The organism is Hymenobacter sp. 102, from assembly GCF_049949205.1.
GTDB lineage: Bacteria > Bacteroidota > Bacteroidia > Cytophagales > Hymenobacteraceae > Hymenobacter.
In genome coordinates this window covers 1383156-1399092 of sequence record NZ_CP188172.1, presented here as the reverse complement: position 1 = coordinate 1399092, position 15937 = coordinate 1383156, and the positions used below count along the sequence as shown (strand labels likewise).

At 62.1% G+C, this 15937-nt stretch carries 14 protein-coding genes; 7 read left to right on the top strand and 7 right to left on the bottom strand.

Annotated elements, in window-relative coordinates:
* Nucleotides 1-60: 60 nt before the first annotated feature.
* The 7 genes from ACN19L_RS06160 to ACN19L_RS06130 all read left to right on the top strand — a co-directional run bounded on the left by ACN19L_RS06160 (nt 61) and on the right by ACN19L_RS06130 (nt 8770).
* Nucleotides 61-1647: an amino acid permease gene (locus ACN19L_RS06160; RefSeq protein ID WP_426492653.1), complete on the top strand. Its 1587-nt coding sequence runs from the start codon at nt 61-63 to the stop codon at nt 1645-1647.
* 125 nt (nt 1648-1772) lie between these two features.
* On the top strand, nt 1773-3608 hold the full coding sequence (locus ACN19L_RS06155; RefSeq protein WP_426492652.1) for a tetratricopeptide repeat-containing sensor histidine kinase: 1836 nt from the start codon (nt 1773-1775) through the stop codon (nt 3606-3608).
* A gap of 147 nt (nt 3609-3755) precedes the next feature.
* Nucleotides 3756-4424, top strand: a complete 669-nt coding sequence (locus ACN19L_RS06150) for a response regulator (protein ID WP_426492651.1) — start codon at nt 3756-3758, stop codon at nt 4422-4424.
* A 530-nt stretch (nt 4425-4954) separates the two neighbouring features.
* The gene (locus ACN19L_RS06145) at nt 4955-5155 is read left to right on the top strand and encodes a hypothetical protein (RefSeq protein ID WP_426492650.1); all 201 of its coding nucleotides are present in this window, start codon (nt 4955-4957) and stop codon (nt 5153-5155) included.
* A gap of 188 nt (nt 5156-5343) precedes the next feature.
* Nucleotides 5344-7392, top strand: coding sequence for an RICIN domain-containing protein (locus ACN19L_RS06140; protein WP_426492649.1), 2049 nt, complete (start codon nt 5344-5346; stop codon nt 7390-7392).
* A 66-nt stretch (nt 7393-7458) separates the two neighbouring features.
* Nucleotides 7459-8373: a DUF6929 family protein gene (locus ACN19L_RS06135; protein WP_426492648.1), complete on the top strand. Its 915-nt coding sequence runs from the start codon at nt 7459-7461 to the stop codon at nt 8371-8373.
* Nucleotides 8374-8485: 112 nt separating this feature from the next.
* Nucleotides 8486-8770, top strand: a complete 285-nt coding sequence (locus ACN19L_RS06130) for a hypothetical protein (RefSeq protein ID WP_426492647.1) — start codon at nt 8486-8488, stop codon at nt 8768-8770.
* A 78-nt stretch (nt 8771-8848) separates the two neighbouring features.
* Here ACN19L_RS06130 and ACN19L_RS06125 read toward each other — a convergent pair whose 3' ends face one another.
* The 7 genes from ACN19L_RS06125 to ACN19L_RS06095 all read right to left on the bottom strand — a co-directional run bounded on the left by ACN19L_RS06125 (nt 8849) and on the right by ACN19L_RS06095 (nt 15931).
* On the bottom strand, nt 8849-9907 hold the full coding sequence (locus ACN19L_RS06125; RefSeq protein ID WP_426492646.1) for a hypothetical protein: 1059 nt from the start codon (nt 9905-9907) through the stop codon (nt 8849-8851).
* Nucleotides 9908-9937: 30 nt separating this feature from the next.
* Nucleotides 9938-11206, bottom strand: coding sequence for a carboxypeptidase-like regulatory domain-containing protein (locus ACN19L_RS06120; RefSeq protein ID WP_426492645.1), 1269 nt, complete (start codon nt 11204-11206; stop codon nt 9938-9940).
* Between the two features lie 324 nt (nt 11207-11530).
* Nucleotides 11531-13180, bottom strand: coding sequence for an NAD(P)-binding protein (locus tag ACN19L_RS06115; RefSeq protein WP_426492644.1), 1650 nt, complete (start codon nt 13178-13180; stop codon nt 11531-11533).
* 71 nt (nt 13181-13251) lie between these two features.
* Nucleotides 13252-13644: a four helix bundle protein gene (locus ACN19L_RS06110; protein WP_426492643.1), complete on the bottom strand. Its 393-nt coding sequence runs from the start codon at nt 13642-13644 to the stop codon at nt 13252-13254.
* A gap of 109 nt (nt 13645-13753) precedes the next feature.
* On the bottom strand, nt 13754-15328 hold the full coding sequence (locus ACN19L_RS06105; RefSeq protein ID WP_426492642.1) for a polyamine aminopropyltransferase: 1575 nt from the start codon (nt 15326-15328) through the stop codon (nt 13754-13756).
* Nucleotides 15321-15536, bottom strand: a complete 216-nt coding sequence (locus ACN19L_RS06100; RefSeq protein WP_426492641.1) for a DUF350 domain-containing protein — start codon at nt 15534-15536, stop codon at nt 15321-15323. Before ACN19L_RS06100 ends, ACN19L_RS06105 begins: the two co-directional genes overlap by 8 nt.
* Before the next feature lie 203 nt (nt 15537-15739).
* Nucleotides 15740-15931, bottom strand: coding sequence for a hypothetical protein (locus tag ACN19L_RS06095; protein WP_426492640.1), 192 nt, complete (start codon nt 15929-15931; stop codon nt 15740-15742).
* Nucleotides 15932-15937 lie beyond the last annotated feature (6 nt).

The window sequence follows — 15937 nt, the reverse complement described above, 5'->3', positions numbered from 1 at the left end:
CTTTTATTGCCAAATTTCCAATTCACATCTCACCTTTTCCTCTTTCTCTCAACAACCTGTATGGCAAATATTTTCGCCAAAAAACCGCTGGCCGTACTGCTCGGTGAAGCCAACGCCTCGGGCGAAGGCGCGCTGAAGCGTACGCTGGGAGCGGCTAGCCTCGTCGCACTGGGCGTGGGCGCCATTATTGGGGCCGGCCTGTTTGTGCGCACGGCTGCGGCGGCTGCGCAAGCCTCCGGGCCGGGCGTGACGCTGGCCTTCATCGTGGCCGCTATCGGCTGCGCTTTTGCCGGCCTGTGCTACGCCGAGTTTGCCGCCATGATTCCGATTGCCGGCTCGGCTTACACCTACGCCTACACCACCATGGGCGAGTTTGTGGCCTGGGTTATCGGCTGGGCCTTGATTATGGAGTACGCCCTGGGCGCGGCCACCGTGTCCATTGCCTGGAGCGAGTACCTGAACAAGCTGCTGGAGGCGCTGCACATGGCGCCCATCTCCTACGAGCTGAGCCACTCACCCTTCGAAAGCGCTACGATTGATGGGGTGCTGCACACGGGCACCATCAACCTGCCGGCCCTATTTATCATTGTGATACTGAGCCTGCTGCTCATTAAAGGTACCCAGGAGTCGGCTACGCTGAACTCTTTCCTGGTGGTGCTGAAGGTGGCGGTGGTGCTGGTTTTCATTGCCGTGGGTTGGAAGTTCATCAACCCCGCTAATCATACGCCCTACCTGATTCCGGAAAACGCGGAGCCCGTGAAGGATGCGGCCGGTAAAATTGTGCGCGAGTACACCCAGTGGAACAAGCACGGGATGGGCGGTATTCTCGGGGGCGCGGCCATCGTGTTCTTCGCCTTCATCGGCTTTGACGCCGTATCAACGGCCGCTCAGGAAGCCAAAAACCCCAAGCGCGACATGCCCATCGGTATTCTTGGCTCCCTGGCCGTGTGCACCGTGCTCTATATCCTGTTCGGGCACGTGCTGACGGGCGTTGCCAACTGGCGCGAGTTCGCCGACCCCGCCAAGGGCGGCGAGGCTTCGGTAGCCTACGCTATCAAGGAGCACATGCCCGGTTTTGAGTGGCTGAGCACGGCCGTTACCGGGGCTATCCTGTTCGGCTTCACCTCCGTAATTCTGGTGATGCTGATGGGCCAGAGCCGCGTGTTCTTCTCCATGGCCAAAGATGGCCTGATGCCCAAGGCTTTCTCGGAGCTGCACCCCAAGTTCCACACGCCCTACAAGTCAAACCTGATGCTGATGGTGTTCGTGGGCGCGTTTGCCGCCTTCGTACCCGGTGCTTTGGCCGGCGACCTGACCTCGTTCGGTACCTTACTGGCCTTCGTGCTGGTGTCTATAGGCGTCTGGATTATGCGCCGCACCAACCCCGAGCAGCCACGTCCGTTCCGCTCACCGCTGTCGACGGCTTCGTTCCCGCTGGTGCCCTTCCTGGGGGCCATCATCTGCCTGGCTATGATTGCCGCCCTTGACGGTACGACGCTGAAACTGGCCCTGGGCTGGATGCTGATTGGCTTTGTGGTGTACTTCATTTACGGCCGCATCAACTCCAAGCTGCAGCAGGGTATCGTTGTGGTGCCCACTGAGCTGGAGGAGCAGGCCTTTATTGAGCCCGACCACAAAAACGCGTAAGGACTTTCGCTTACACAGTTGCAAGAAGCCCCATCGGTATGCCGGTGGGGTTTTTTGTTTGGCGGCGGGTGGTTGTGTGGCGTAAGGAAACCTTCTAGCTTAGGGGGAGGATATTGCAGGTGCCTATGCGTCGATTTCTACTCGCTTGTTGCTACTGTTGCCTGGGGCAGCTGGCGTGGGCGACTCCCGCAACCCGCCTCGACAGCCTGAAGCAGCTACTGGCCCGCTCCCGCCCCGATACCAGCCGGGTAAACCTGCTGGTGCAGCTGGCCTGGGAACGGACCGATGACGATCCGCTGCGGGGCGTTGCGTGCGGGCAGCAGGGACTGCGGCTGGCCCGGCAGCTGCACTTCCGCCCGGGCGAGTGCCGGCTGCTGCTGATGCTGGGCTGGGCCTTTATGCGCACCGGCAACTACGCCACCGCCATTCAAACGCAGGTGAAAGCCCGGCGACTGGCCGAAGCCATTGGCTACAACGGCGGCCTGATTCACGCCGATAATGCCATTGGGTACGCGCACCTGGAGCAGGGCAATGCCCTGCTGGCCCTGCGGTATTTCCGGCGGGCAGTTGCCCGGGCCCGCCGCCCGCACGATGTAAAGCTCCTGACCCCAATTATGGGTAATGTGGGCCGGGCGTACTTGGAGCTGCACCAACCTGATTCGGCGTGGGCCTACACGTGGCGCGGCTACATGCTGGATTTGCAGCAGGGCGACCAGCACAGCGAAATCGGGGACCTGTCGATTCTGGGCGACATTGCCGCCTACCGAGGGCGCTCCAACACGGCGCAATATTACTACCGGCTCGCCATTTCCCGGGCAGGCGGTATGCCGGTGTCCTACGCCCTGAGCCGCTCCTACCTGGGGCTGGCCCGGCTGATGCGCCGCCACCAGCCAGCCGCCGCCCGTAGTTACGCCCGGCAGGCCCTGGCCGCCGGCCTGGCCGGGCGCTACGCCAAAGGCGTGTTTGATGCCAGCGACTACTTGGCCGCCCTGTACGCCGACGGCGGCAACCACGCCGAGGCGTACCGCTTCCTGCGCTCCGCCGCCGCCACCCGCGACAGCCTGTTCAGTCAGTCGCGGGTGGCGGCGGTGCAGGCGCTGAGCTTCAGTGAGGAACTGCACCGGCAGGAACTGGCGGAGGAAGGCGCGCAGGCCGCTGCACAACGCCGCCAGACGGTGCTTTCCCTGGCACTGGTGGGAGCAGTAGCAACGGCAGCCGTCGGCTACCTGCTCATCAGCCAGCGGCATTTGCGACGCGAAGTGGAGTTTGCTCAGGAGCGGCGGGAGATGGAGAGGCAGCATTCCAAAGCTATTCTGGATGCCGAGCAGAACGAGCGGCGCCGGGTGGGGGCCGACTTGCACGACAGTGTGGGCCAACTGCTGAGTGCTTCTAAAATTACCCTGGGGGCACTTCAGCATCGGCTTCAGCTCACCGATAATCAGCAGCAGGAGCTTTTGGGCAACTCCTTGTGTATGCTGGATGAAGCCGTTCGGGAAGTGCGCAGCATCTCGCACAACCTAGTGCCCACCACCTTCACCCGGCACGGGCTGGTGCAGGCTGTGCGTACCCTTCTCGACCGGCTGGCGCTGGAACCCCGGCCGCTACGGGTGGAGCTGGAAGTGTGCAATCTGCAGGATCATCAATTGGATTCTACTCTGGAAAACATTGTGTTCCGCATCCTGCAGGAGCTGATTCACAACGTAACCAAGCACGCGCATGCTACCGAGCTACGGGTGCAGCTGGCCAGTCAGCCCACCGAGCTGAACCTGATAATTCAGGACAACGGGGTCGGTTTCGACCCGGCAGAGCAGAAGGAGGGAACCGGTATTGGGCTGCGCAATATAGAAAGCCGGGTTGCTTACCTGCACGGTACCCTTTCCATCCGGTCAGCCAAAAACCAGGGCACCGTTTTCGCCCTCATAATTCCTCTGCGTGCAGGTACCGCCCAGGTTTCCGCGTAGCTTTGTTCTGTTGGCTTCGCGTTTCCATCTGGTTACGATAATGCTATATTCGGTTTTATATATCTCAATACGCCCGACTCAGCCGTGGCGTTTACCGGCAGATACGGTACGTTTTTTTCGGCCGTTTTTGCCGCTTCTTCTTCCCCTATGGCACACCATTTGGCTGAACACGAAATTATTCCGGTACTGCTGGTCGATGACCATCCGGTGATTGTGGAGGGAATCAAGACGATGCTGCGCCCGGAAACTGACTTGCAGGTGGTGGGCCAAGCCCACAGCGGAGCCGACGCGCTACGGCTGCTGGCCAGCCACCCCGAAGTGCGGGTAGCCGTGCTCGACCTGAATATGCCGGAAATGACTGGCGTGGAGCTGGCCCGGACTATCAGAATGACCTGGCCGGCTATCAAGGTGCTGATTTTAAGCATGTTTCATGACCATGCTACGGTGGCCGATGTGCTGGAGGCCGGAGGCTCAGGATATATTTTAAAAACAGCCAGCCGGGCCGAACTGAGTGCGGCCATTCGGCAGGTGGCGGCCGGCCAAAACTACTTCAGCCAGGATGTGGCCCACACCCTGCTGCAGAACCTGCAGATACCGGCCGTGCTGCAAGCCAACAAACCGGCCGAGCTGACGGCCCGGGAACAGGAGATTCTGCAGCTCATTGCCCGCGAGTATTCCAACCAGGCCATTGCGGAGGAATTGTTTATCAGCGAGAGAACCGTTGAAACGCACCGCCGCAACTTGTTCACCAAAACCAATTCAAAATCAGTAGTGGGGCTTATTCAATATGCCCTGCGCCATAAGCTGATTGAATAGCCGAGCCGAAACAAACCCATTGGTTACACAACAGTAGAGGCCTGTCTTCCGGAAGACAGGCCTCTACTGCTTGGGAGCAGTGAGGATGAGCCATTTTCCTGTCAGTAAAATTCAATAAATCAGTTATTTCACCACGCCGGGGGCAAGCGGCCACGCAGGTATCGGCGGAGGCACAGGCAGTGGTCCACCCCTCTGCGGAGAAGGTGAGGTATGGGTAAGTAGTTGTAATAGTGATAATTGAGCGGTTTAAATACGGTTGATGGGGATTTTGCGCCGGGAGCTGGGGTGTACCAAGCAGAACAGGAGAGTTATAGAATATCCGTGCTAGTACGGATGTAAAAATCAGGGCTGCTACTGATTTACTTGTATGGGTGAAAAAATATACCTTAGCATCGTTCAATCAAATGAAAATATATTTATATTAGATCAGTTGATTTGTGCAGATGGTACCAATACGCGTCTTTTCAAATTTCTCACCTCATTAGTTGCCGCCCGTGTCTAAACATCTAACTCCTAACGCAAAGCAAACCATGCCCTCCAAAATTCTCTCCTTCATCTGCCACGTGCCTGGCATGGCACCGGGTGCATACCCGGCCGTGCCCACTGCTACCACCACAACCGCACCAAAAGCCGCAGAGCGTAAAACCGAGTCGAAATCGAGTGGTGGCCACTTTACCGCCATTTACGAAAATGACCGGTTTGTCCGCTTCAAGTACATCAACAACAACTAAGGGCACGCTTAAGTATTTCCGCGCAGAGTCGGCTGGCGGCCGCTACGGCGCAGAATAACCGGAGTAGTGCACTTTTTATACCGGCAGGCGCTGCGCTTTCGTTAAGAAGCGCGGCGCCTGTTGCGTATGAGCCCGGTCGGGCCCGGCATTTCGGCTAACTTGCGCCCCGGTCCATCCGTTTTGTGTGCATGATTGATTTGCAGGTTCGCGCTTCGGCGCTGTGGGTAGCAGTTTGTTGTATCCTGATGTCGGTGCCCGGGTATGCGCAAACTGCCTTCGTGCCCGATGAGAATGCCTGGTACGGTATCATTGCCCGCAGCAGTGGCCGCTCCTTGGATGTAGCGAATGCCTCCCCCGAAGCCGGAGCTGCCACCGTGCAGTGGGAGTTTACGCACGCTAATAGTCAGCAGTGGCGCTTTGTGCCGGCCGCCAAAGGCAGTGATTTTTACCGTATTGAGGCCCGGCACAGCGGCAAGTGCCTGACGCTGGAAAAGCCCGACGACAACGCTGCCATTGTGCAGCGCTCCTGGACGGGCAGCTTCTATCAGCAGTGGAAGCTGGTCCCCTCCGGGCCGCTGGGCAGCTTCCTGTTGATTAGCCGGGGCAACGACAAATGTGCCTCCTTGGCGGCAGCCGATAAGTTCAACAGTACTCCCGTGGTAGGGCAGCGGGTGCAAAACCGCTCTACGCAGCAATGGAAGCTGTTTAAGCTGCACCTGAACGTGGACCCCAGCCAACCCGGCTTTGGACGGCCGGAGCCGCTGCTTAGCCTGAATACCGCTACCGGCAACGAACTGCAGCCCGTGGTTTCGCCGGACGGCAATACGCTATACTTCACGCGCACCCGCTTTCAGGGCAACAAGGAAGGCATCACTGAGTCCGGTGATATCTGGATGAGCACTTCCGGCAACAACGGCCGCACCTGGGCCCCGGCTACCCACCCGGAAGCGCTGAATACTACCCAGAACAACGGGGTAATGGCCCTGGTGAGCGACGGCAAGACGCTGGTGCTGCGCGGTGAATACCAGCGTGACGGCACGTTTCGGGATGAGGGCGTGAGCCTGGTAGAATGTGAGGCTACCGGTAAAAACTTCAAGCCCCAGGCCCTGGAAATTGCCAATTACTACTCCGCCGGGCCGGCTACTTCGTTCTACATGACCCCTGACGCGCAACTGCTGTTGCTGAGCCTGGAACGGGGCGACTCGCAGGGGGCCAACGACCTGTACGTGAGCCGCCCCACGGCTGATGGCATGTGGACGGAGCCATTTAACCTGGGGGGCGTGGTGAACTCGCCCGGATTTGAGTTTGCGCCCTGGCTGGCGCCAGATGGCAAAACACTGTATTTCAGCTCCTATGGTCATGCCGGCTACGGCAGTGCCGATATATTTGTGACCACCCGGCTGGATGATTCCTGGACCCGCTGGACGGAGCCGCGCAACCTGGGAGCCCCCCTGAACGGCCCCGGTTTCGATGCCTACCTCAGCCTAACCGCTGATGGCAAGCAAGCTTACTACGCTTCCTCCAGTACGGCCAACGGTCCGGCCGATTTGTTCCGCACGGCTACCGGCGTACTGCCCGTGGCGGATACTACGCAACCAGTAGCGGTGGCGCCAACGTCGCCCGTGGTAGTGGCCCGCACCTTACTCTCCGGCCGGACGATTGACGCCAAGACCGGTAAGCCGCTGGCTACGGAAGTAAAAGCGGTGCGCCTGGATGCCACTATTGTGTTCAACGCCACGGCCCGCACCGATGTGGCGGGGGGAAGCTACCAGCTTTCGTTGCCGCCCGGCCGCTACCGTCTGCAGGCCACCCGCCCCGGCTACCTCACCGCCACCGATACAATCAGCATCACCGGTTCCCGCAGTTTGGAGCTGGCGTTGGTGCCAGCGGCCGTGGGCTCCAGCCTGGAACTGCCCACGCTCATTTTCGCACAGGGCAAATTTACGCTGCTGCCCGCCTCGTATACCGAGCTTAACCGCCTGGCCCGCACTCTGCAGGACAACCCCACAGTGAACATCCGGCTGGAAGGCCACACCGATAACCAGGGCCGCGCCGACCTGAATGTAAAGCTCTCGGAGGAACGGGTTGCGGAGGTGAAGCGCTACCTGGTAACGCGGGGCGTGGCCGAATCCCGCATCAGCACCGTGGGTTACGGCGGCAGCAAGCCCCGCGCCAGCAACGACCAGGAAGAAACCCGGAAGCTCAACCGTCGGGTAGAGTTTACCATTGTGAAGTAGCGCGAAACGGAACTGCGCGCCACTGCCGTATGGCTTATCATGTCATTCAATTAAGCCTCCCTTCGTATGCAGGCCTTGATCCGCCGGGAAGCCGTGCTACCGGACTTGCCTTCTGCCTCCGGAATAGAAATTGTGGGCGAAACGGCCTACGTAATCGGCGACGATGCCCCGTTTCTGTACCAGTTCAACGCTGGCACGCTGGCGGCCGGGGCACGTACTACACTCTTCGAAACGGCTCATTTCAGCAGTGGCCGTATTCCGAAAGATATCAAGCGGGACTTGGAGTGTATGACCTCACTAACCGTATCGGGTGGTGAAACCGGGTTGCTGGTATTAGGTTCGGGAGCCACGGCCGCCCGGGAGCAGGGGTTTTGGGTGCCATTGCGGGCCGGCCACGCCGAAACCGTGTACCCGCTCAGCCTCAGTGGACTGTACGCGGCCCTGCGCGAGCGACTGCCCGCAGGCATACTCCTTAACCTGGAAGCCGCCGCCGCCACGCCCGATGAACTGCTGCTGTTTCAGCGCACCGTGGGCATGAGCACCGGTAATCTGCTGTTTCGGCTGCCGCTGGCGGCCACCTGGGCGTATCTGCAGCGGCACACAACCCAGCTGCCGGCTATCAGCCAGCAGTTGTTTGAGCTGCCGATGGTAGAGAAGAAGCCCGCCGGATTTTCGGGAGCCAGCTGGCAGAATGGGCGGCTGCTGGTAACGGCTTCGGTGGAGGATACCCAGGATGCCGTGCTGGATGGGGCCGTGCTGGGCTCGTTTGTGGGGGAGCTGACGCTGCTGCCGCCCGGTAAGCAGGCCGTGCTACCGGTATCTCTAGCTCTGTTGCAGTGGCCTGATGGCCGGGCCTACCGCGGCAAAGTGGAGGGCGTGGCCGTGTACCGGCAGCTGCAGGCCCGGCAGCTGGAGCTGCTGCTGGTAACCGACGATGATGCCGGCGGCTCCACGGCTGTGGTGGTGGAGCTGAACTGGTAAGACAGCCGGAAAACGGGCTCAGAAGGTAGCTGAGCAGGGAATTTTCCGGGTGGTTGGGCTGTTTTTCAGGGGCTTCCGGTACGGAGGTTTTTCGCTTGTCAACCAGCTGTTTATGATTCTGTTCAACACCCGCTTTTTATACCCGATCAGTGCCGTGAAGCTGCAGGAGCAGCACGGGATTCTGCCCGCCGAGTTTTTGCCCACCGTGGAGCTGCTGCGCCCGTTTCTGGAAAAGGAAAAAGCCTACGGCGACGTCTGCGCCACCACCGTTACCTCGGTGCGCGGCCGGCAGGTAACCATCTTCTACCGCAAGTCTTACTCGCCGGAGCAGGGGTTTGTGGTGGAAATTCTGGACGCGCAGCTGGCCACGGCCACGGCGGCCACCCGCGCCGCGTAACCCGGGCCATTTATCAAACCCGCAATGCGCGTCTGCCGGCCTGGCGGGCGCGCATTTTTGCTTTCCGGCCCCGCGGTATCAGGCGTTGCGCCGCCAGATAAAGCCATCGAGCACGTAGTGGGTGGCCTGGGGCAAGGCCAGCAGCGGCACCAGCCACATCAGCAGGGCGGGGGAGGCTACGGCCGGCAGCTGCTGAAACCACCCGAACACCGCGGCGTGCTCCCGCCACACCAGCCCGTCCCACAGGCCTTCTTCCAGAAACGCCAGCCCCACCACCAGCCCCAGAAACAGCCCCAGCCCGTAGCGGCCGTGCCACCAGGGGCGGGGGGCCACCGGAGCGGGGCGGCTGCTGGCCCATACCAGCGCCAGGTACGGAACGCCGTGGGCTACCACGTTCAGCAGGGTAAAGGCCAGGTCGCCGTTGAGCAGCACGATGCCCACGTACCAGGACGCCGCCGTGCCCAGCAGCAGCAGGTTGCGGGGCCAGTTCAGGTGGCCGGTTTGCTGCCACTGCCGGGTTTCCTTCGCTAGGTAAGCCAGCAGCAGCAGGCAGTACGCGCCCGTGAGCAGTTGCCGGCCCAGGGACCAGCTGTACTGCACAAAATCACCCTCCACAAACCACGTAAAATTGCGCGGAGCCGACAGGTGCCACCACAGCAGCGGGTACAGGGTGGCACTGTATATCAGAACCGTATCAACGGTTCGGCTGAACGAGCTGGCGGCTTCGTGCCGGCTGTAGAGGCGCAGGAAACCGTATTGCTGTCGAATGAAGTGGAATACGGCCGCGTAGGCCAGCACCCGCCAGAACCAGAGCCCCCCGGCCCAGTGCAGGGCCACGCCCAGCAGGTAGCAGCCCAGCGGCACCGCCCACAGCACCGTGCGCAGCCGGCGGCGACGGGCGGCGTCGAGGTAAGTGCGGAACAAGGTGCTGTACACGTGGGCCACGTCGATGAGCACGACCAGCGCCACCCAGGCACCCACCGGCATGCGGGCGGTGCTGCGGAACTCGGGCGGCAGCAGGGCCACCGCCAGCAGCGCCACAAACGGCGGGGCCAGAATCCAGACCCCATCAAACCCAACCGAGCGAATCCAGGGCTGGCGGAGAACAGTAGCGGCGGCAGGTATCGTACGGGGCATAAAAGGATAATTGAACCCCAAAGTACAACCCTACGGCCGGGTTGCCACTGAAACCGGCGGCGTGTAATCGAGGGGCAGAAACTCCCCCATTTTCTCGAAGCCCCAATACCCTTCCGTGAGCAGGGCCAGCGGGTTGAGCGGGGCTCCGTTGGGCTGCAGCTCCACCCGCGGCTCCTGCAGGTGCAGCACCGATACCTGCTTGTCGAGCCCGGCCGGCAGCGGCTCCCCAAGCGAGGCCGTGCGGGCCGTGTACGCCACGTAGGCGGGGTCGGCGGGTTCTTGCTCGAAGGTGACCTGCAGCAAATCCGGGAACTGCAGCACTACCACCCCGGTGGGCAGCACGGCCCGGTACTGGGAGGTGGGCAGGGGTTGGGTAAACAGGTACGTGAGCTGCGGCGGCACCCGTAGCAACCGGCTCAGGGAATCATCAAACTGCTGGGTATTGAGGGGGCGAAGCGTGGTGGCCCGGGCCCGCATCAGCGCTATTAGGCTGTCGGCGCGGGGGCGGGCGGGGTTGGGTACCCGCCGCAGCCGCAGCACCCGAAAGCCCTGGGCGGCTACGTCGTCGACCTGCACGCTGCGGAGAAAATGGGGTAGGGAACCCGTGTAGGCCTGCTGCCGGTTGGCCTCCCAGCGGCGCTGCTCCTTGCGGGAGCGGGGCTTCAGCGGCTCAAACACCGGCGAGCCGTAAAACGACATCCACTGCTCCCGGAAATTCAACCGGAAATCAAGCCCGTAATACTTAATGCGGTAGCCCAGGGCCCGGTTTTCCACCGTCAGAAAGTCGCTGCAGGTGGCCGTCAGCTCGTTGCGCTCCTGGTCGTAGTCCACGCGCACGGCGTTGGGGTTGCGGATGCGGCACTGCTGCGAAAACGTGGTGCTGCCCAGGAAGGTGCTGGCAAATTTCTGGTAGTCGTTGGGGTTGTTGGGGTGGGGGCGCACCACCACCTCGCGCAGGGCGTTGGCCGAGGCGGGCAGCCGAAACGTGAGCTGCTGGGGCTGGTTACCCACCGTTACCGTTTGGCGGCGCAGCTGGTAGCCCAGGTAAGAGGCCACCACCTCGTAGGTGCCGGCCGGTACCCGCGCAAAGGCAAAGCGCCCGGCATCATCGGTGGTAACGCCCAGGGTGGTGTTGGCCAGAAACACGGTGCCAAACGGCAGCGGCTGCCGCGTCACCGAATCAAGCACTACGCCACTCAGGCGGGCCTGGGCGCGCAGCGGCGCGGTTGGGGCCAGCGCTACCAGCACCAGCAGCAGCACCTGGCACCAGCCAGCCTGCAGACTCGACCGGAGGCTCATCCCACGGCCGCTGATAAGTTGCGCCTGCATCATGCTGATTTCCTATTATTACGAATAATTCGTAATTATAACGAAAGATTCGTAAAAATGGGTGTGGTCAGCTAGGGTCTGTGGACAGCACATAAAAGGAACGCCAGATAGAGCATGACGGCCTAATGAGTCCCAAAGGACTTAATCCTATTACCGTCCACACAGCCAAGTGCTGTACCAGAGAAATTACTCGCAACAACATACGCGGTCAAGTGACCTCACCCCCGGTTCCTTCTACTTAGGGAGAGGGGAGCTTGGTGAAAAATGTTGTTACCCAACTTGCTTGACGCAGCGCTAGGCCTGTTGGCGGGCGGCGGCTACTTCGTGGGCGGCGCGCAGGCCCTGGTAGAAGCCTTCCTCGAAAATGGAAATGCCGCTGAGATCGGTGTGGGCCAGGAATAGCAGGTTTTGCCAGGGTTGGGCGGCCTGCCGGCGGGCGGGGCCGCTCACGAAACCGGGCGTGGGGGCCACCATGCCGTGGCCCCACACCCACACATCGGCCCGCTGCACCAGGGCGGTGATGCCTGGGTGGGCGGTTTCCAACTCCTGCAGGGCCTGGCGCACCCACTCGTCGTAGCTGGTCTGGTAGGCTTGGCGGCGGGCGGCCACCGGGTCGGCGGCGGGCAGGGGCAGGTACCAGGTGATGACGCGGGGGCTGTCGGCGTTCAGGCTCAGGCTCTGGTGATTGGCGTGCACGTAACCCACCGAGGCGCGGCCGTACAGCACGTTGTCCCAGCTCAGCGGCTGGCCGGGAGCCTGGGGCAGATACTCCACCGTGAGGTTCACCACCACCCAGGGCGCGCGGTGACAGGGCAGGGCGCGCTGGGCACTGGCGGGCAGGCCGGCCAGCAGCCGCTCCGTACTAAATAGGGGCGTGGCCAGAATCACCTGCCGGGCCTGCACGCGGGTGGTCTGGCGGGTGGGCACGTGGTAGCAGTCGGCGGCCAGGCCGGTGGGGGTGGCGTGCAGGGCGTAGGCCACCGTATCGGGCTGAATGGGTGAGGTGGCCTGCCGGCGCAGCTGCTCCACCAGAAATCCGTTGCCCTGGGGCCAGGTGAGCACGTCGGCGCCGGTGGCGTTGTGGGCCCGGCCTTTGCGGGCCGCAAAGTAGTGCAGCCCCGCCCACGCCGACACCTGCGCCGGGGTGGCGCCGTAGTCGTCGCGGCAGCAGTAGTCGAGGTACCAGAGCAGGTGGGGGCTGGTGAAGCCTTCCCGGGCCAGGTAGTCGGCAAACGACAGGGCGTCGAGCTGCCGGTACCGGGCATCGTGGGATGCCTCCTGCACCGGAATGCGGAAGGCGTCGCGGCCATCGGTGCCCACGGCCTGGCGCATTTCCTCAATCAGCTGAAAAAAGCGGGCAATCTGGGCTTTTTCGGGGGCGGGCACGCCCAGCTCCGGCACCAGCCCGCTCTGCCAGTGGCCCTGCAGCAGCAGGCGTTCCTCGGGGTCGTGGCAGAGGTAATACTCGTTGTAGATGGGCAGGCCCGAGGCCGCGTCGGTGCTGGTGATAACATCGGCTTCGCGCAGAAACGCCAGCAGCGCGTGGTTGCGGGCATCGGGTACGGGCAGGTAGTGGGCCCCCCAGGGATAGGCCGAAACCGGGTTGTGGCCCGCCCGGGAGTTGCCGCCCACCTGCTCATCCAGCTCCACCAGCAGAATATCCTGGGGCGGCATGCCCAGTCGCTCCAGCTCCCGCCGCGCCGCCAGCCCGCTCACGCCGCCGCCCACAATCAGCACCTCTACCGTGCGGGTGGCAGTGGGCGCGGGCAACGCCGCCGCGTTGCGCAGCAGGTGCCCCGTGGCGTGGTTGGCCCCGTGCAGACTCCCGCGGATGTGGCTGCGGCTGGTGCCCGGCGCGCACGACTCCAGCCCCGCCAGCGGAGCCAGCAGCAGCCCCGCCCCGCCCAGCGCGGCCTGTTGCAGAAAGTGACGACGAGAGGGCATGATGGGTGGTTAGGTGATTGGTGGTTGGTGGTTGGGTGGTTAGGTGATTGGGTGGTTAGGTGATTGGGTGGTTAGGTGATTGGGTGGTTAGGTGATTGGGTGGAGCGGGTTTTTTGGTAGTTGATGGTGGCGTTGATTTCCTTGGCTAGTTGCTCCAGCTCACTGTCTATAGCTTGGAATTGAGGCTCGTTGATGAGCATCCGTTTAGCGGCGCGGCGGAGGAAGAACTTGGTTTCGCGCAGTGAGCCCCGGGCGTAGTACAGAAACTGCCGCACTTCGCCCGGATGAAAACGGCCGCCCCCTTCCGCAATATTGGCCCCAATAGAGTCGGCCGCGCGCACGAGCTGTTTGCCCACCGTGTCCCGCGCAAACTCCGGCCAGCCAGCTACCAATTCCCAAATTCCATCCGCCACCAGCTCCGCCCGCACATACAGCCGGCGCTCCTCCAACGGTTCATAAGCCATACACCAACAAAATAAATTACTCATCAATATATCATTTCTAACCACCCAACCACCCAACCACCCAACCACCCAACCACCCAACCACCCAACCACCCAACCACCCAACCACCTAATGCACATACGGCCCCCAGTCATCCTCGAAATAGCGGACCAGGGCCTGGTTGTTGAGCTGGTTGATGTCGGTGGGGATTTCGCTCATATCGGGCGGGAAGAAGCGCATGTCGCGGATGGTGGCGGGCGTGACGTAGCGCAGGCCCGCGGGCAGGGGGCCTGCATCGGGCCGCCAGTGCGCGTTGCGGCCGGCCAGCACGAAGCCCCACTCCCCGAACGAGGGCACGTAGCAGTGGTAGGGCAGGGTAGTGAAGCCGGCGGCCTGCAGGGTGTGGGCCACACACCAGAACGAGCGGCGCGCCACGTAGGGCGAGGTGCTCTGCACCACCACCCAGCCGCCCGGGGCCAGCCGCTTTTCCAGCTCCCGGTAAAACGCCGCCGAGTACAGCTTGCCGATGGAGTAGTTGCCGGGGTCGGGAAAATCTACCACAATGCACTGGTAGCGGGTAGTATCATGGCGCACCCACTGGTAGGCGTCGCCGTTGATGACTTCCACTTTGGGGTGCAGCAACGAGCCTTGGTTCAGCTCGCGCAGCAGCTGGTTGTGCTGGAACAGGCGCGTCATGCCCGCGTCGAGGTCGACCAGCCGGATGTGTCGCAGCTGGGGGTATTTCAGCAGCTCGCGCACGGCCAGCCCGTCGCCGCCGCCCAGCACCAGCACCTGCCGGGCCCGGGGCAGCGCCTGCATAGCCGGGTGCACCAGCGCCTCGTGGTAGCGGTACTCGTCGAGGGAGCTGAACTGCAGGTTGCCGTTGAGAAACAGCCGCAGCTCCCGCTGATTTTTGGTGAGGATGATGCGCTGGTAGGTGGTGCTCTTGGAGTAAATCACCTGGTCCTGAAACGCCAGGCCTTCGGTGTAGGTCTGGATGCGCTCGGCGTAGCCGAAGCCCACGGCCAGCGCCAGCAACGAGGCCACCAGCGCCCCGGTGAGGCTGCGCCGGAAGGGCCGGGTATCGGGGAAGCGGTATAAAGCCACGCCCGCCACGGCCACGTTCAGGGCCCCGCACAGCAGCGAAGTCCGGATAAGCCCCAGCTGCGGCATGAGCACCAGCGGGAACACCAGCGAGGCCAGCAGCGCCCCAATGTAGTCGAAGGTGAACACGCGGGAAACCAGGTCCTTGAACTCGAAGCGGTTTTCCAGAATCCGCATCAGCAGCGGAATTTCCAGGCCCACCAGCACCCCCGTGAGGCCCACCAGCGCGTACAGAATCAGCCGGAACGACACCACGTACTCGAACAGCACGAACAGCAGCGGGGCGGAAAAGCCGCCCACCAGTCCCACCAGAATTTCGAGCCGGATAAACCAGCGCAGCAACGAGCCCCCCAGGTAGCGCGACAGCCACGAGCCGATGCCCATCGAAAACAGGTACACCCCGATGATGGTGGAAAACTGCATCACCGAGTCGCCAAGCAGGTAGGAGGCCAGCGTGCCCGCAATCAGCTCGTACACCAACCCGCAGGTGGCAATAACAAACACCGAACCCAGCAGCAGGGCCGGGCGGTAATCGGCCGGGGCGGTAGCAGCGGGCCCGGGGGCCCCGCGCCGCGCCCGGCGCACGGGTACTTTATCCATGAATGGCGGAACTGATAATCAGGGCCACGGCCAGCATAAAAGCCGCCGCCATAATAGCCAGGGCCGTGTTGTGCTCCTCGATAATCTCCTTCCAGAGCGTGCGGGGCGTGAGCTTCTCCATCACCACGAAGCTGATAACCAGAATGGTGATGCCCAGCACCGAGTAAATAACCGAAGCCGCAATCAGCTTGAAGTTGAGGTATTCCATGGGTTGATGGTTAGTGGCGGGTTGTTGGTTGCTCGTTGTTAGTCGTCAGTGATTCGGTAGTTAAGCGTCATTCCGGGCGAAGTCGAGAAATCCCGCGTGCTGATGTTGTAAGAGAAATTCAATCGTCAGCACGCGAGATGCTTCGGCTGCGCCTCTGCGTGACGCTCATTGTGCCTTTTAGCAACTGACAACTAACCAGCAACTCACTTATGAAAATAGGAGGCGCGCCCGCTGGAGCCGTGGGTGCGGCCGGAGCCGCTGCCGCCGGGCTCGGCCTCGTTGTCGTCGCCGAGCAGGCGAATACCCGAGAGGCCGGCCCACACGAACAGGACGTATACCACGGCCGCAAACAGGGCGTAGCGTTTAATTGGCAGCAGAGCGCGAAGCCACTCCATAGGCAG

Excerpts from the sequence above, each read along its gene's own strand:
- ACN19L_RS06155 (WP_426492652.1), top strand. The coding sequence starts at position 1,773 with ATGCGTCGATTTCTACTCGCTTGTTGCTACTGTTGCCTGGGGCAGCTG.
- ACN19L_RS06095 (WP_426492640.1), bottom strand. The coding sequence starts at position 15,931 with ATGGAGTGGCTTCGCGCTCTGCTGCCAATTAAACGCTACGCCCTGTTT.
- ACN19L_RS06115 (WP_426492644.1), bottom strand. The coding sequence starts at position 13,180 with ATGCCCTCTCGTCGTCACTTTCTGCAACAGGCCGCGCTGGGCGGGGCG.
- ACN19L_RS06130 (WP_426492647.1), top strand. The coding sequence starts at position 8,486 with ATGATTCTGTTCAACACCCGCTTTTTATACCCGATCAGTGCCGTGAAG.
- ACN19L_RS06110 (WP_426492643.1), bottom strand. The coding sequence starts at position 13,644 with ATGGCTTATGAACCGTTGGAGGAGCGCCGGCTGTATGTGCGGGCGGAG.
- ACN19L_RS06135 (WP_426492648.1), top strand. The coding sequence starts at position 7,459 with ATGCAGGCCTTGATCCGCCGGGAAGCCGTGCTACCGGACTTGCCTTCT.
- ACN19L_RS06100 (WP_426492641.1), bottom strand. The coding sequence starts at position 15,536 with ATGGAATACCTCAACTTCAAGCTGATTGCGGCTTCGGTTATTTACTCG.
- ACN19L_RS06145 (WP_426492650.1), top strand. The coding sequence starts at position 4,955 with ATGCCCTCCAAAATTCTCTCCTTCATCTGCCACGTGCCTGGCATGGCA.
- ACN19L_RS06125 (WP_426492646.1), bottom strand. The coding sequence starts at position 9,907 with ATGCCCCGTACGATACCTGCCGCCGCTACTGTTCTCCGCCAGCCCTGG.
- ACN19L_RS06140 (WP_426492649.1), top strand. The coding sequence starts at position 5,344 with ATGATTGATTTGCAGGTTCGCGCTTCGGCGCTGTGGGTAGCAGTTTGT.
- ACN19L_RS06160 (WP_426492653.1), top strand. The coding sequence starts at position 61 with ATGGCAAATATTTTCGCCAAAAAACCGCTGGCCGTACTGCTCGGTGAA.
- ACN19L_RS06120 (WP_426492645.1), bottom strand. The coding sequence starts at position 11,206 with ATGAGCCTCCGGTCGAGTCTGCAGGCTGGCTGGTGCCAGGTGCTGCTG.
- ACN19L_RS06150 (WP_426492651.1), top strand. The coding sequence starts at position 3,756 with ATGGCACACCATTTGGCTGAACACGAAATTATTCCGGTACTGCTGGTC.
- ACN19L_RS06105 (WP_426492642.1), bottom strand. The coding sequence starts at position 15,328 with ATGGATAAAGTACCCGTGCGCCGGGCGCGGCGCGGGGCCCCCGGGCCC.